The sequence below is a fragment of the Prevotella sp. AM23-5 genome, assembly GCF_003473645.1.
GTDB classification, from domain to species: domain Bacteria; phylum Bacteroidota; class Bacteroidia; order Bacteroidales; family Bacteroidaceae; genus Prevotella; species Prevotella copri_A.
In genome coordinates, this window is sequence record NZ_QUCG01000048.1 from 1 (window position 1) to 13,117 (window position 13,117).

A 13,117-nucleotide genomic window follows, 5' to 3' on the forward strand; every position below is an offset into this window, starting at 1 on the left:
CTAACTATTTTTCATTCCACCAAATGTTTTGAGAAGAAAATCGCTTTTTCCTTTGATTTTTAACAGTTATAAACATCTATAACTCATAAAAATCACTCTTCACCTTATTATATATATTCGTAAGCGTATAAACAAATCAAAGCAAGGTGACATGATTAGCTGCAATATCTACCAACTTTTTTCGTCTTGCCACACCTATAATATAATGTGCATCCTTAGAAGAACAATGAAAGTGCTTTTTCACCCCCTTTACAAGTTCGTCCTTCGTAATAGAACGCACTCCTGCGGGATATGCTCCGCGCACAGCCTTCTCAATATCTCCCATATTAAACTCATGATGACGCTTATGAAAGTAAGACGACACCATGACCGCAAACACAATCACCAAAACGATGATAAAAAATAATACTGACTGACTCATGATAATAAACTTTAATCGGTTAAAACGATAACTGCTATCGCTATTTTTCTGCAAATATAAGAAAAAAAAACGTAAAGCAGTTCACTTTCTCCCGTTTTTTTGCAGAAAAAGGTTATTTTTTTATCGTTTTTCTCAATTATTTGTTGATAATCCAAAAATATTGTGTATTTTTGCAGCAAAGGAACGCCATTTACATATGACACTTCCCCACTAACAATAAAAGTATAACCATAAAAACATAGAGAAAATGCAAGAAACTGTAAAGAAAGTATTGACAGGTGACTTCAATCGAAAGAAGGCTCTGATGTTTCTCATCACAGCCTTAGCCACAATTCTGGTATGGAACTTACCCATCGACAGCTTTGGAATCGAGGGTCTCACTGTTGTACAACAACGTGTAATCGCCATATTCGTAATGGCAGTGATGCTATGGCTCACAGAAGCAATTCCAGCTTGGGCCACCTCAGTAGTTATCATTTTTGTACTGCTATTCTTCGTCTCCGATTCGGCTTTTGCCGTCATGCAAGGTTCAGAGGGAGAGTACGGCAAGCTATTGGACTACCAAGGTGTAATGGCATGTTTCGCCGATCCAACAATCATACTCTTCCTGGGAGGTTTCGTACTAGCCATCGCAGCTACCAAAAGCGGTCTTGACGTACTGATGGCAAAAACATTGATTGCCCCATTCGGCAAGCGCTCGGAAAACGTACTATTGGGGTTTATGCTCATCACCGGTATTTTCTCCATGTTTATCTCCAACACGGCCACAGCTGCAATGATGCTTACCTTCCTAACCCCAGTATTCAAGTCGCTCCCTGCTAACGGAAAAGGAAGAGTAGCGCTGACTATGGCCATTCCTATCGGAGCTAACCTCGGTGGTATGGGAACCCCTATCGGAACTCCTCCTAATGCTTTTGCCTACAAGGTTCTCAATGACCCCGCAGGCTTGAACCTCGGAATAGGTTTTGGAGAATGGATGGCAATTATGGCTCCGATGGTTATCATCATGCTTTTCTGCGCATGGTTTATCATCCGCAAGATGTTCCCATTCTCACAAAAGACTATAGAATTAAAAATCGATGGCAATATAAGTCACAATTGGCGTACTATAGTTGTAGGTGCCACATTCTTCCTTACCATCCTTCTTTGGGTATGTGGCAAGCAACTAGGTGTCAATGCCAACACTGTGGCTATGCTTCCAATTGCCGTTTTTGCCTTTACCGGCGTGGTAACAGCCAGCGACCTGAAAGATATAGATTGGGCCGTCATCTGGATGGTTGCCGGTGGTTTTGCTCTCGGTCTCGCCATGAATGGAACCGGCTTAGCAGAAAATGCAGTAAACAGCATCCCATTCGCTGAGTTTAACCCATTAGTAATTATGGTGATCTCTGGATTAGTTTGCTTCATACTAAGTAATTTTATCTCAAATACAGCAACTGCCGCCCTGCTCATCCCGATCCTTACCGTAGTATGTTCAGGAATGGGCGACAAGTTGACTTCTATAGGAGGAACCCAAACTATCCTCATAGGCGTAGCAGTAGCAGCCTCTTGCGCAATGTCGCTTCCAATCTCTACTCCACCAAACGCCATTGCCTACTCCACCGGTCTTATCCAACAGACAGACATGGTGAAAGCTGGTCTTACCGTGGGCGTACTAAGTATGGTAATCGGCTATGCTGTACTCATCACATTCTGCCGTCTTGGCTTTATGTAAAAAAGATATTTTAAGAAGTATTAAATATCGGCACTGCAAAATAAACTCGTTTTTATTTTGCAGTGTCTTCTTTTTACCGTAACTTTGCACCCATGAAAAAGATAGTTATTGGAATAGATGTCGGCATTTCTACTACAAAGATAGTAGGAATAGACGAGAGCGGGATGGTTATCAGCCCTATTCGCATCAAGGCCACCGACCCTATCACCTCCTTATATGGAGCTTTTGGCAAATATTTACACGACAACAAAATTAGCCTCGACGAGGTAGAACAAGTTATGCTCACCGGTGTAGGTTCTGCTTACATTGATGAACGAATCTATGGTCTGCCTACATCGAAGAGCGAAGAGTTTGTTGCCGATGGACTCGGTGCACGATACGAAAGCAAGCTTGAGCGTATGATTGTGGTAAGTATGGGCACAGGAACCTCCCTCGTAAAGTGCGACGGCAAAGAGATCAAACACATCGGCGGCATTGGTATTGGTGGAGGAACACTAGCAGGCCTGAGCCGAATTATGCTCAAGACCGATGACATCAAGCAGATTGTAAACCTTGCCAAAAACGGTGATGTATCAAAAATCAATCTGCTAATAGGAGACATCAGCGCCAAACCTTTACCTGGACTTCCCATGAATGCAACAGCATCGCTCTTCAGTAATGCCAAAGCCAACGCCTCCCGTGAAGACATAGCAATGGGGCTTATATGGATGGTATTACAGAGCATCGGCTCAGCAACCATACTCTCCTCCCTAGAATCAGGCATCAAAGATTTTGTAATGATAGGCAACCTGACACTTTTACCACAATGCAGAGAAGTATTCCCTGCTATGGAAAAACTCTATGGTGTAAGATTCAGAATCCCTAAATATTCAGAATTCTGCACTGCCATAGGTGCTGCACTAGACTATAAAAACAAGACCGAATTATCTTAAAAGCAGGGTCAAACCATACCTTCATATCAAGAAGGAGCAAGTTACAAAACGGCGCACAACACCACAACACCAAGCTACATAAAAGGCACAACACCACAATGCGCTGAAACTGAACAGATTAATCATTTTGGGAAACCGCTCTTAGAACAAGTTTCCCAAAACGATTTTTCAAACACCTGATACTCAACGACTTAATATTTTTTAACACAAGAAAAGTTGTCCAAAACGTACAACTTTCATTTTAAATTCTTATCTTTGCATTGTCGAAAAGATGGTATTTATAGCCACCTTCAAGTATAAAGACTTAGTATCAAGCAATTTAAATATCAATTATAAAAGTAACACAAGAAATGATTCAAACTGTAGTTAAACGTGACGGACGCATCGTTGGTTTCAACGAGCAAAAAATCATGGCTGCCATACGCAAAGCCATGTTACATACCGATAAGGGGGAAGACTCCTCTTTAATAGAGCAAATCACTGACCACATCGCATATCGCGGCAAGAGCCAGATGAGCGTAGAAGCCATCCAGGATGCCATCGAGCTGGAACTTATGAAGAGTGCCCGCAAAGATGTTGCTCAGAAATATATTGCCTATCGTAACCAGAGAAACATTGCCAGAAAAGCTAAGACCCGTGACGTATTCATGAGTATTGTCAATGCAAAGAACAATGACATCACCCGTGAAAACGCCAATATGAATGCTGACACTCCAGCTGGCATGATGATGAAATTTGCTTCAGAAACCACTAAACCATTCGTTGACGATTATCTCCTTTCCCAGGAGGTACGCGACGCCGTTACACATAACTACATCCACATCCACGATAAAGACTATTATCCAACCAAGAGTTTGACTTGTGTTCAGCACCCATTGGATATTATCCTCAAGCATGGTTTCACAGCAGGCCATGGCTCTAGCCGTCCTGCTAAGCGTATCGAAACTGCAGCCGTATTAGCATGTATCTCTCTAGAAACTTGCCAGAACGAGATGCATGGAGGTCAGGCAATTCCTGCCTTCGACTTCTATCTGGCCCCATACGTACGTATGTCGTACCAGGAAGAGGTAAAGAATCTGGAAAAGCTAACAGGAGAAGATCTCAGCGACCTCTACAATATTGATATTGACGACTATTTAGTGAAAGACCTGACAGGCTTGGAAGGTAAAGAGCGCCTGGAGCAGCATGCCATCAACAAGACCGTAAACAGAGTACATCAGGCAATGGAGGCATTCATTCACAATATGAACACAATCCACTCTCGTGGCGGTAATCAGGTTGTATTTTCTTCTATCAATTATGGTACAGATACAAGTGCTGAAGGTCGTTGTATTATGCGAGAGATTCTGCTCAGTACATACGAAGGTGTAGGAAATGGAGAAACAGCAATCTTCCCTATCCAGATCTGGAAGAAGAAGCGTGGCGTTAACTACCTGAAGGAGGATCGAAACTATGACCTCTATCAGTTGGCTTGCAAGGTAACCGCCCGTCGTTTCTTCCCTAACTTCCTGAATCTCGATGCCACATTCAACCAGAATGAGAAATGGCGCGCTGATGATCCAGAGCGTTACAAGTGGGAAATCGCTACTATGGGTTGCCGTACCCGTGTATTCGAAGACCGTTGGGGCGAGAAGACCAGTATTGCACGTGGAAATTTGAGCTTTTCAACTATCAATATCGTGAAGCTTGCCATCGAATGTATGGGCATTGAGAACAAGCAACAGCGTATTGATATGTTCTTTGCAAAACTGGACAACATCCTCGACATTACCGCCAAGCAACTCGATGAGCGCTTCCAGTTCCAGAAAACAGCGATGGCAAAACAGTTCCCATTGTTGATGAAATATCTTTGGGTAGGAGCAGAAGACTTGAAGCCAGAAGAGACTATCGAGAGCGTTATCAATCATGGAACACTGGGTATTGGTTTCATCGGACTTGCAGAATGCCTCGTAGCACTCATCGGTCACCACCATGGTGAAAGTGAAGAAGCACAGGATTTAGGCTTGAAGATTATTACTTATATGCGTGACCGAGCTAACGAGTTCAGCGAGCAGTACCACCACAACTACTCCATCCTGGCTACGCCAGCAGAGGGCTTGAGCGGTAAATTTACCAAGAAGGACCGCAAGCAGTTTGGCATTATTCCTGGAGTTACCGATCGTGACTACTACACCAATAGTAACCACGTACCAGTTTACTATAAGTGTACAGCCCTCAAAAAAGCAAAGATCGAGGCGCCATATCACAATCTAACCCGTGGTGGTCACATCTTCTATGTAGAAATTGACGGTGATGCTACTCACAATCCAGCAGTCATTTCAAGCGTAGTAGATATGATGGACAAATACAATATGGGCTATGGTTCAGTAAACCACAATCGCAACCGCTGTCTCGACTGCGGATACGAGAATGCGGATGCCAACCTTGAAGTATGTCCAAAATGCGGTAGCCATCACATAGATAAGCTACAGCGCATCACAGGTTATTTGGTGGGAACAACCGACCGTTGGAACAGCGGTAAACTTGCAGAGCTTCACGATCGTGTCACCCACATTGACACCCCACAAAAATAAGATAAATGATTAGTATTTTAAGTATAGTGCACGACACAATGGTAGATGGTCCGGGATTCCGGACCTCTATCTATTGTGCCGGCTGTCCTAACCACTGCCCCGGTTGCCATAATCCTCAATCCTGGGACATCAACCATGGCACAATGACCTCTACAGAGGACATTCTGAAAGAAATTATGGAAGATCCTTTCGCCAACGTCACCTTTTCAGGAGGTGATCCGATGTATCAGGCGGAAGGCTTTGCAGAACTGGCGCGCGCCATTCGGTCAGAAAGCGATAAAGATATCTGGTGCTTTACCGGTTATAGATATGAGAATCTACTGAAGAATCCAAAACAGCTGGAATTATTGAAGTTGATAGATGTATTGGTAGATGGCCCATTCATGAAAGACCTTCGGGACGAGGACCTTTTCTTCCGTGGCAGCAGCAACCAGCGTATTATCAACGTACAAAAATCCCTGGCTCTAGGCGAAGTAGTAGAACTTCACCTCACTAAGGACAATCCGAATCCTGAGCTTTAAAATTTTAAAGCCCGGGATAGGATATTACTTTTTGAACTATATATTCAATCTATAGATACACCCAATTGTTGGAGTAGATTTTTCACATAACCTCTGTTCCAATCCGTTTCATGCAGGCGTTCTGAATCAAAAAGCAACAAATCAATATCTACAGCAATAATACCCTTTCTACTTTCAGCAACCCTCCTTCCGCATTTACGCTCTATGTTTTTGATTGCCAATAAGGTTCGTTCCATATTGACATTAGTATAGCCAACTCCTAGAGTATTTAGGAATTTATCTGATGACAACCCGATAGGCTCCGTCCAAAGCGAAGTACCAAAAGTCATATCTTCGAAAGTAGCCTCAAGCCATTTCTTTGCTTTCAGAATATGAGCCTCCTGATCAACATTAGAACCCAACGCTATCACTATTTTTACTCGTTTACTTTTCATATTTTTATAATTTCAGTGCAAAGTTAGTAAAAATTCTTAAATTAAGTATCGTTTATCCGTTTTTTTTGTTATTTTTGCACTATGAATAGAATAAAAACGTATATAATAGGTATTCTTTTACTCATCTGCACTCCATCTCAAGCACAGATGAAATGGAATCAGACCTATCAGACATATATCAATCAGTATAAGGACCTCGCCATCGAGCAGATGCTTCGCTATCGTATACCAGCCAGTATCACCTTGGCACAGGGACTCTTTGAGAGTGCAGCAGGCAAGAGTGTACTGGTCTTACAAGGTAACAACCATTTTGGCATCAAATGCCACAACTGGGCTGGTCCAACCCAATACCACGATGACGATGCCAGAGGCGAATGTTTCCGAGTATATCAAGATGCCAGAGATAGCTATGAGGATCATAGCAAATTTCTGGCTAGGCAACCACGCTATGCCCGCCTGTTTGAACTTAACCAGCGCGATTACAAAGGCTGGGCTAGAGGTTTGAAACAATGCGGATATGCGACAAATCCACAATATGCCAATAAACTGATACAAATCATTGAACTCTATAAACTTTTCGATTATGACAAAGCAAAGCGATATGATCGATTTATGGCAACACATAGCGGCACAGACCAACCCGTCAATGCGCAAGGCATATTACACCCTATCCAGAAGTTCAATGACAACTATTACCTGATAGCCAGAGAAGGTGACACCTTCAAGACACTGGGCAAGGAAGTAGAAATCAGCTGGCGTAAACTTGCAAGATATAACGAGCGCGACAAACATACGGTATTGCACAAGGGGGATATTATCTACTTGAAGAAGAAGCGCAAGAAGGCTCCAAAGCAGTACAAGAAACGTCCTCATATCGTGCAACCGGGAGAAAGTATGTACACCATCTCACAAAGATACGGAATCCGCATCAAGTACCTCTACAAGATGAACAAGCTCGATCCTAGCTACCAGGTCAAGGTTGGAGACAGACTGCGAGTGAGATAATCACTCGCAGTATAAAAACTCATTCATCGCCCCCAAAAGGCTATCATTACCATACTATATAAATAGAAAACAAAAAAATACAAGATAAGAAATGAAAAAGAACATTTTATCTCTAGCAGCTCTGGCAATAATGATGTTGCCAAGTGACATGCAAGCACAGAATTTCGACGACTATTTCGTTGACAAGACTTTGAGAATAGACTATACTTTTGCCGGCAACAAAACCCAGCAGATGATAGCTGTAGATGAGCTAAACGTAATGCCTCGATGGTATGGAAAGAAACAGCGACTCAGTGAGCTACCAGTAGAAGGCAATGGTCAGATTATAGTTAAAGATCATCGCACAGGTAAGGTTATTTATCGTAACTCATTCTCTACCCTGTTTCAGGAATGGCTCTCAGAGCCAGAGTCTGCCGGCAACACCAAGAGTTTCGAGAATGTATTCCTCGTACCGATGCCTAAGGACACTATTGATGTGACACTCGACTTGCGCAACAACCGTCGTGAGATCATGACCTCTCTCACTCACCAAGTTGCACCAAGCGACATTCTGATTCACCACAAGGGCGAAAAACCAACGCCATACGAGACCTTGCAGCAAGCAGCTGATACTACCCGCTGCATCCACATCGCCTACGTAGCTGAAGGTTATACGGAAGAGGAAATGCCAATATTCCTTCAGGATGCAAAAGAAGCAAACGAAGCCATTTTTAATCACGAACCTTTCAAGAGTATGAGAGACAGGTTCAATGTAGTTGCAGTAAAATCAGCATCTCTTGAAAGTGGCACAAGCGAACCTGGCAAGGGTATATGGAAGAAAACTGCTTTAAGTTCACATTTTGACACATTCTATAGTGAGAGATACCTCACCACACTTCATCTCAAAGACCTGCACGACTGTCTGGCTGGCACCCCATACGAACATATCATCGTATTGGTTAATTCTACAAGATATGGTGGAGGCGGAATTCTCAATTCCTACAATCTCACCACCTGCCACCAGAAATGGTTTAAGCCTGTTGTAGTGCATGAATTCGGTCATTCTTTTGCCGGACTTGCTGACGAATATGCCTATGAGAGCGAGCAGGTACCGATGTATCCTCATGATGTTGAGCCATGGGAAAAAAATATCACCACATTGGCAAACTTTCACGGAAAATGGGAAGATATGATCAAGAAGGGTACAAAGATTCCTACCCCACTTTCTAAAAAGGCGAAAGAGGCAGTAAGCAAAGTTGGTGTTTTTGAAGGTGCAGGCTATAGTCCAAAGGGAGTGTATCGCGGTGTACAAGATTGCCGTATGCGCATCAACGAGACACCAGAGTTCTGCATAGTATGCAAGAAAGCTCTACAAGACATCATCGACTTTTACACCAAATAGATAGAGAGGAATCAGGAGCCCCAAGCTCCCATTATCCAAGAACAATAATAATTAATGAAATAAACACCAATCGCTTATGAAAGAGCAATCCTTAAACATCCAGTATCAGGTTGCTCAGTTAGATGAACTGAGCGACATTGAGCAGCAATTGGTAAAGAAAGCCATGGAGGCCACCAATAATTCTTATGCCAACTACAGCCACTTTCATGTAGGTGCAGCCTGCCTGTTGGCTGATGGCAGAATCGTAATTGGAGCCAATCAGGAAAATGCAGCCTTTCCATCCGGTCTCTGCGCTGAACGCAGTGCCATCTTCGGAGCCCAAAGCAACTATCCAGAGCAAGCTATCACGACTCTGGCCATAGCTGCCCGCAACGAGAATGGCTTCCTCAAAAGCCCGATCTCCCCATGTGGCGCATGCAGGCAGGTAATACTAGAGATGGAAGACCGATATCAGCAACCCGTTCGTATCTTGCTTTACGGAGAAAACTGCACCTATTGCTTTCACAGCATTAAGGACTTGCTTCCATTCTCATTCGTAGATGCCAATATGAAAGAATAAGATTTTGGATTATTTCTTCAGATTAGTATTCATACAAACATATAAAAAGGCACGAATCCCCCAGGAATTCGTGCCTTTTATGTTATTTTTCTGTTTTATGTTATTCATCAAACTCATAACAGCCCGCATCCGGTTTATCATCACGAAGAACACCCCGTCGGTCAGTAGGAAATGAAGTAGCAGCATCAGCCACTCCTATGGCAGCCGATTCCTTGCGAAGCCTGAAATCATACTTCAAATTATCCGTATCAAATAATCGGAAATGTTTCTCCCCAAACTGAGTCGTATCCTTTAAGTTCTCATATATGGTATTCGTAAATTTCAAACTATCTTCAGTATTCATCTTTTCTGTACGAAGTACACAATGATCGAAACTGAAATTACATACTTCACCGTTCTTCGGTGAAGTCCATACCACCTCATCATCATGATATCCTGTAACTATAGAATTCACGACCTTCAAGTTTAGAATTGGAGGAACAATACCTATAGCTGTGGCACGACGTCCATCAAAAGGATAGAACTGGGCTATGGTGCATCCGTTCACTTCCACATCACCACCCTTTGCATAAAGGGTATGATTCAAGGTGTTGGATAACTGACAATTATACAACTGCACCTTAGCCGAATCAACGGAAAGACCATATCCCTGACAATTATGAATGGTAGAATGCTGTAAAAGCAACTTCTGACGAGTGACATCCGAACAAGGTTCTACCCTAATACCGTGATAAGCACTGTGGATGTCAGCATAGCTGATAACATTATCCGATGAAGAAGACATGAAATGAATACCTTGCCACCGACCAGGCGTCCGATCATAAGGAAGATAGTCGAACATATTATCCATACGATCTCCCCGCATCACCACCTCTTTATCTTTCTCTCCCAAGATACACAACGAACCATAAACATCAAGTCCGGCATTCTCATGAAAATAGAAATGCGTACCAGGCCCAACAGATAGCGTTACGAGACTATCAACAACCATTCCGCCATACACAACAACAGGGCGGTTGCACTGAATCGTAGTATCTTTCCCGATTCGAAGGTTTTTGCATAAAACAGCATCCCAGGAGTAAGCTTTTAAGTTTACTTTCTGCTGCACCCCACTTTCCAATGTAAAGAGCAGATTATCCTCCACTAACTGAGGTGAATTCTGATATTGTTGATGCGAAGTAAGTTCTACGAAAACACGAATACTATCGCCCTTTCTCACCTCTATATCCTGAGTCTGATAGCCGGCAGCCGATCCTAGGAACAAGCCATCCACATTTACCCGAAATCCCGTCTGGTTACCATTTTCCAGTCTGACAGTAGAACAACGCAGCGACTTTCCCGAACGATTATACACCCAAAAGCTTCGAGTAGGTGTAGGCACATTCGAGAACGTAGTATCCAGGCTTACTGTATCTGCAGAAAACGCGAGCAAGTGAGAACGTGACGAAGAAAAGCTCTCCTCATCAGCACAACCAGCCATCGCTACAGAAGCCATACAAGCGATAATGATATTATAAAAAAATCCCTTTTTCCGTTTCATATTTATAGAACGGAAAAAGGGATTAAATATTGTATTACTCTAACCTTTCTCAGGTTAGCAGTTTTCCAAGAAAACCAATATCCTGCTACATAAACATAGCAAAGATAGAAGAACCTATTACGGTCATCACACCACAAACCACGATGGACAAGCTACTCATTGCACCTTCAATAGTACCCATCTCCATAGCTTTAGCCGTACCCAAGGCGTGAGCAGAACAACCGATGGCAATACCCTTGGCAATAGGTTCCTTGATACAAAGCAGCTTGAGAAACTTCTCTGCAAAGATATTGCCTATCACACCTGTAATGATGATTACGACAACCGTTACAGAAACATGACCACCCAATTCCTCAGAAACACCAATACCGATGGCTGTGGTGATGGATTTTGGCAAGAATGTAACATAGGCTGCATGGTCGAAGTGGAACACCAAAGCCAGAAGAAGTACAGAGCAGAGACTTGCCAAGACACCCGACAAGATACCAATGAGCACAGCACGGTAATTCTTCTTCAGCAATTCTACCTGCTGATAAAGCGGAACTGCCAGACAGATGGTAGCCGGGGTAAGCAGATAACTGATGATATTGGCACCCGCATTGTAAGTCTTATAATCTACTCCCGTAATCAGCAAGGTACAAATAACCAAAATGATGGAAATCAGCAACGGATTCATCAAAGACCATCCTGTTTTAATCTTCAAAAGCAATCCGATGGCGTAAGCAGCCAAACTGATCAAAACACCAAAAAAGACAGAATCCTGAAACAAGGAAATCATTTTTTTGCCTCCTTTCCTCTTTTGATAACAAACTGAGTGAACCATCCAGAAACAGCCATCACCACAAAAGTACTGACAACAGTCACAACAATATACTGCAACCATGCACTGGCAATAGAATGCCATGAGTCGATGAGTCCCACAGCTGCCGGAATAAACATCACTGGCATTACGGCAATGAGGAAACTGCTGGTTTCCCTTATATGTTTCACCTTGATAACCTTAAGTTCCAATGCCGCGAACAACAAGACAATACCATAAATACTGGCAGGTATCGGCAACGGCAACAGATAATGGAGCAATTCTCCTGCGAAAGAGAACGCTATGATAATTAAAAACTGAATTAAAAGTTTCATCCTAAATACAAATTACTTTAAAAATTAAGTAAGCATCTTTATCACCAATAAGCCAAACTTACAAAACTGCTTCCGCATAAGAAACAATCGCTTGCGCCGTTTTCTCTACACCCAAGCGAACCGTATCCAGGCAAACGTCGTAATCGTTGGCATTTCCCCAAGTCAACCCGGTATAGTAACTATGATAAGCCACACGGCAATCATCTACGTGTTCCACAAACTCAGCCGCCTCAGCATAAGAAAGCTTCTGCTCCTCCTTGATCTCCGCAATACGAGCCTTTACATCACCCTTGAGGAACACCGACACCAAGTCTTTGCGTTCACGGAAGATGTAATTGCCACAACGCCCGATAACGACACAATTCTCCTGTCCTATCATATCAGCCAAGACACGAAGAGGTTTTTCTGTGAGTAATCTTTGATTCTCACCCAGGGAAGACATTGAAAAGAGCAGTTCGTCAACAGGATCTTCATCGAAGAAAGCTTCCATTTCATCCAAGACTCCACGCTCTTCCGCCATTTCCATCAAATTCTTACGGGTATAAAACGGAATACCATAATGTTCTGCAAGCAGTCTGCCTACCCGAACTGCGCCACATCCACATTGGCGCGCAATCGTAATAATCATGATAGTATAAATTTTAAATTTAACGTATATAAAGCAAGAAAGCTAAGAAGATTTGATTCTTCTTAGCTTTCTAAAGTCGGGGCGACAGGATTCGAACCTGCGACCACCTGTTCCCAAAACAGGAGCGCTACCGGGCTGCGCTACACCCCGCTTATACTAGAGCAATTTACTTTCAGAATGATTTGATAAGTCGGGGCGACAGGATTCGAACCTGCGACCACCTGTTCCCAAAACAGGAGCGCTACCGGGCTGCGCTACACCCCGCTTATACTAGA

At 43.1% G+C, this 13,117-nt stretch carries 13 protein-coding genes and 2 tRNA genes; 7 read left to right on the forward strand and 8 right to left on the reverse strand.

The window, feature by feature from the left end; translation table 11 throughout:
- Positions 1-136: 136 nt before the first annotated feature.
- Positions 137-421: a hypothetical protein gene (locus tag DW657_RS11790; protein WP_089544131.1), complete on the reverse strand. Its 285-nt coding sequence runs from the start codon at positions 419-421 to the stop codon at positions 137-139.
- 247 nt (positions 422-668) lie between these two features.
- On the opposite strand from DW657_RS11790, the gene DW657_RS11795 reads away from it, so the two are divergent.
- The 4 genes from DW657_RS11795 to nrdG all read left to right on the forward strand — a co-directional run bounded on the left by DW657_RS11795 (position 669) and on the right by nrdG (position 6,161).
- The gene (locus DW657_RS11795; protein ID WP_089544132.1) at positions 669-2,135 is read left to right on the forward strand and encodes a DASS family sodium-coupled anion symporter; all 1,467 of its coding nucleotides are present in this window, start codon (positions 669-671) and stop codon (positions 2,133-2,135) included.
- Between the two features lie 92 nt (positions 2,136-2,227).
- Complete coding sequence (coaW, locus tag DW657_RS11800; RefSeq protein ID WP_089544133.1) at positions 2,228-3,067, forward strand: type II pantothenate kinase; 840 nt, start codon at positions 2,228-2,230, stop codon at positions 3,065-3,067.
- 350 nt (positions 3,068-3,417) lie between these two features.
- Positions 3,418-5,640, forward strand: a complete 2,223-nt coding sequence (locus DW657_RS11805; protein ID WP_117663731.1) for an anaerobic ribonucleoside triphosphate reductase — start codon at positions 3,418-3,420, stop codon at positions 5,638-5,640.
- A 5-nt stretch (positions 5,641-5,645) separates the two neighbouring features.
- Entirely contained in the window at positions 5,646-6,161 is a 516-nt protein-coding gene (nrdG, locus tag DW657_RS11810) for an anaerobic ribonucleoside-triphosphate reductase activating protein (RefSeq protein WP_117663732.1), read from the forward strand.
- A gap of 44 nt (positions 6,162-6,205) precedes the next feature.
- On the opposite strand, the gene DW657_RS11815 is transcribed toward nrdG, so the two are convergent.
- Positions 6,206-6,595: a 2-amino-4-hydroxy-6-hydroxymethyldihydropteridine diphosphokinase gene (locus DW657_RS11815; protein WP_089544136.1), complete on the reverse strand. Its 390-nt coding sequence runs from the start codon at positions 6,593-6,595 to the stop codon at positions 6,206-6,208.
- A gap of 147 nt (positions 6,596-6,742) precedes the next feature.
- On the opposite strand from DW657_RS11815, the gene DW657_RS11820 reads away from it, so the two are divergent.
- From DW657_RS11820 to cdd, 3 genes are all read left to right on the forward strand, one after another.
- On the forward strand, positions 6,743-7,600 hold the full coding sequence (locus DW657_RS11820) for a glucosaminidase domain-containing protein (RefSeq protein ID WP_369973476.1): 858 nt from the start codon (positions 6,743-6,745) through the stop codon (positions 7,598-7,600).
- A gap of 91 nt (positions 7,601-7,691) precedes the next feature.
- Positions 7,692-8,981, forward strand: coding sequence for a M64 family metallopeptidase (locus DW657_RS11825; RefSeq protein ID WP_089544138.1), 1,290 nt, complete (start codon positions 7,692-7,694; stop codon positions 8,979-8,981).
- 76 nt (positions 8,982-9,057) lie between these two features.
- Complete coding sequence (gene cdd, locus DW657_RS11830; protein ID WP_089544139.1) at positions 9,058-9,540, forward strand: cytidine deaminase; 483 nt, start codon at positions 9,058-9,060, stop codon at positions 9,538-9,540.
- A 100-nt stretch (positions 9,541-9,640) separates the two neighbouring features.
- On the opposite strand, the gene DW657_RS11835 is transcribed toward cdd, so the two are convergent.
- From DW657_RS11835 to DW657_RS11860, 6 genes are all read right to left on the reverse strand, one after another.
- The gene (locus DW657_RS11835) at positions 9,641-11,080 is read right to left on the reverse strand and encodes a right-handed parallel beta-helix repeat-containing protein (RefSeq protein ID WP_118312662.1); all 1,440 of its coding nucleotides are present in this window, start codon (positions 11,078-11,080) and stop codon (positions 9,641-9,643) included.
- Positions 11,081-11,165: 85 nt separating this feature from the next.
- The gene (locus tag DW657_RS11840; RefSeq protein ID WP_089544141.1) at positions 11,166-11,858 is read right to left on the reverse strand and encodes an LrgB family protein; all 693 of its coding nucleotides are present in this window, start codon (positions 11,856-11,858) and stop codon (positions 11,166-11,168) included.
- Positions 11,855-12,214, reverse strand: a complete 360-nt coding sequence (locus DW657_RS11845; protein ID WP_089544142.1) for a CidA/LrgA family protein — start codon at positions 12,212-12,214, stop codon at positions 11,855-11,857. Before DW657_RS11845 ends, DW657_RS11840 begins: the two co-directional genes overlap by 4 nt.
- 58 nt (positions 12,215-12,272) lie before the next feature.
- On the reverse strand, positions 12,273-12,842 hold the full coding sequence (locus tag DW657_RS11850; RefSeq protein ID WP_117663737.1) for an AAA family ATPase: 570 nt from the start codon (positions 12,840-12,842) through the stop codon (positions 12,273-12,275).
- Positions 12,843-12,918: 76 nt separating this feature from the next.
- A tRNA-Pro gene (locus tag DW657_RS11855) sits at positions 12,919-12,992 on the reverse strand.
- Positions 12,993-13,032: 40 nt separating this feature from the next.
- Positions 13,033-13,106 (reverse strand) — tRNA-Pro (locus DW657_RS11860).
- Positions 13,107-13,117: the final 11 nt, after the last annotated feature.

Excerpts from the sequence above, each read along its gene's own strand:
- DW657_RS11815 (WP_089544136.1), bottom strand. The coding sequence starts at position 6,595 with ATGAAAAGTAAACGAGTAAAAATAGTGATAGCGTTGGGTTCTAATGTT.
- nrdG (WP_117663732.1), top strand. The coding sequence starts at position 5,646 with ATGATTAGTATTTTAAGTATAGTGCACGACACAATGGTAGATGGTCCG.
- DW657_RS11790 (WP_089544131.1), bottom strand. The coding sequence starts at position 421 with ATGAGTCAGTCAGTATTATTTTTTATCATCGTTTTGGTGATTGTGTTT.
- DW657_RS11820 (WP_369973476.1), top strand. The coding sequence starts at position 6,743 with ATGAAATGGAATCAGACCTATCAGACATATATCAATCAGTATAAGGAC.
- DW657_RS11795 (WP_089544132.1), top strand. The coding sequence starts at position 669 with ATGCAAGAAACTGTAAAGAAAGTATTGACAGGTGACTTCAATCGAAAG.
- cdd (WP_089544139.1), top strand. The coding sequence starts at position 9,058 with ATGAAAGAGCAATCCTTAAACATCCAGTATCAGGTTGCTCAGTTAGAT.
- DW657_RS11825 (WP_089544138.1), top strand. The coding sequence starts at position 7,692 with ATGAAAAAGAACATTTTATCTCTAGCAGCTCTGGCAATAATGATGTTG.
- DW657_RS11805 (WP_117663731.1), top strand. The coding sequence starts at position 3,418 with ATGATTCAAACTGTAGTTAAACGTGACGGACGCATCGTTGGTTTCAAC.
- DW657_RS11835 (WP_118312662.1), bottom strand. The coding sequence starts at position 11,080 with ATGAAACGGAAAAAGGGATTTTTTTATAATATCATTATCGCTTGTATG.
- coaW (WP_089544133.1), top strand. The coding sequence starts at position 2,228 with ATGAAAAAGATAGTTATTGGAATAGATGTCGGCATTTCTACTACAAAG.
- DW657_RS11850 (WP_117663737.1), bottom strand. The coding sequence starts at position 12,842 with ATGATTATTACGATTGCGCGCCAATGTGGATGTGGCGCAGTTCGGGTA.
- DW657_RS11840 (WP_089544141.1), bottom strand. The coding sequence starts at position 11,858 with ATGATTTCCTTGTTTCAGGATTCTGTCTTTTTTGGTGTTTTGATCAGT.
- DW657_RS11845 (WP_089544142.1), bottom strand. The coding sequence starts at position 12,214 with ATGAAACTTTTAATTCAGTTTTTAATTATCATAGCGTTCTCTTTCGCA.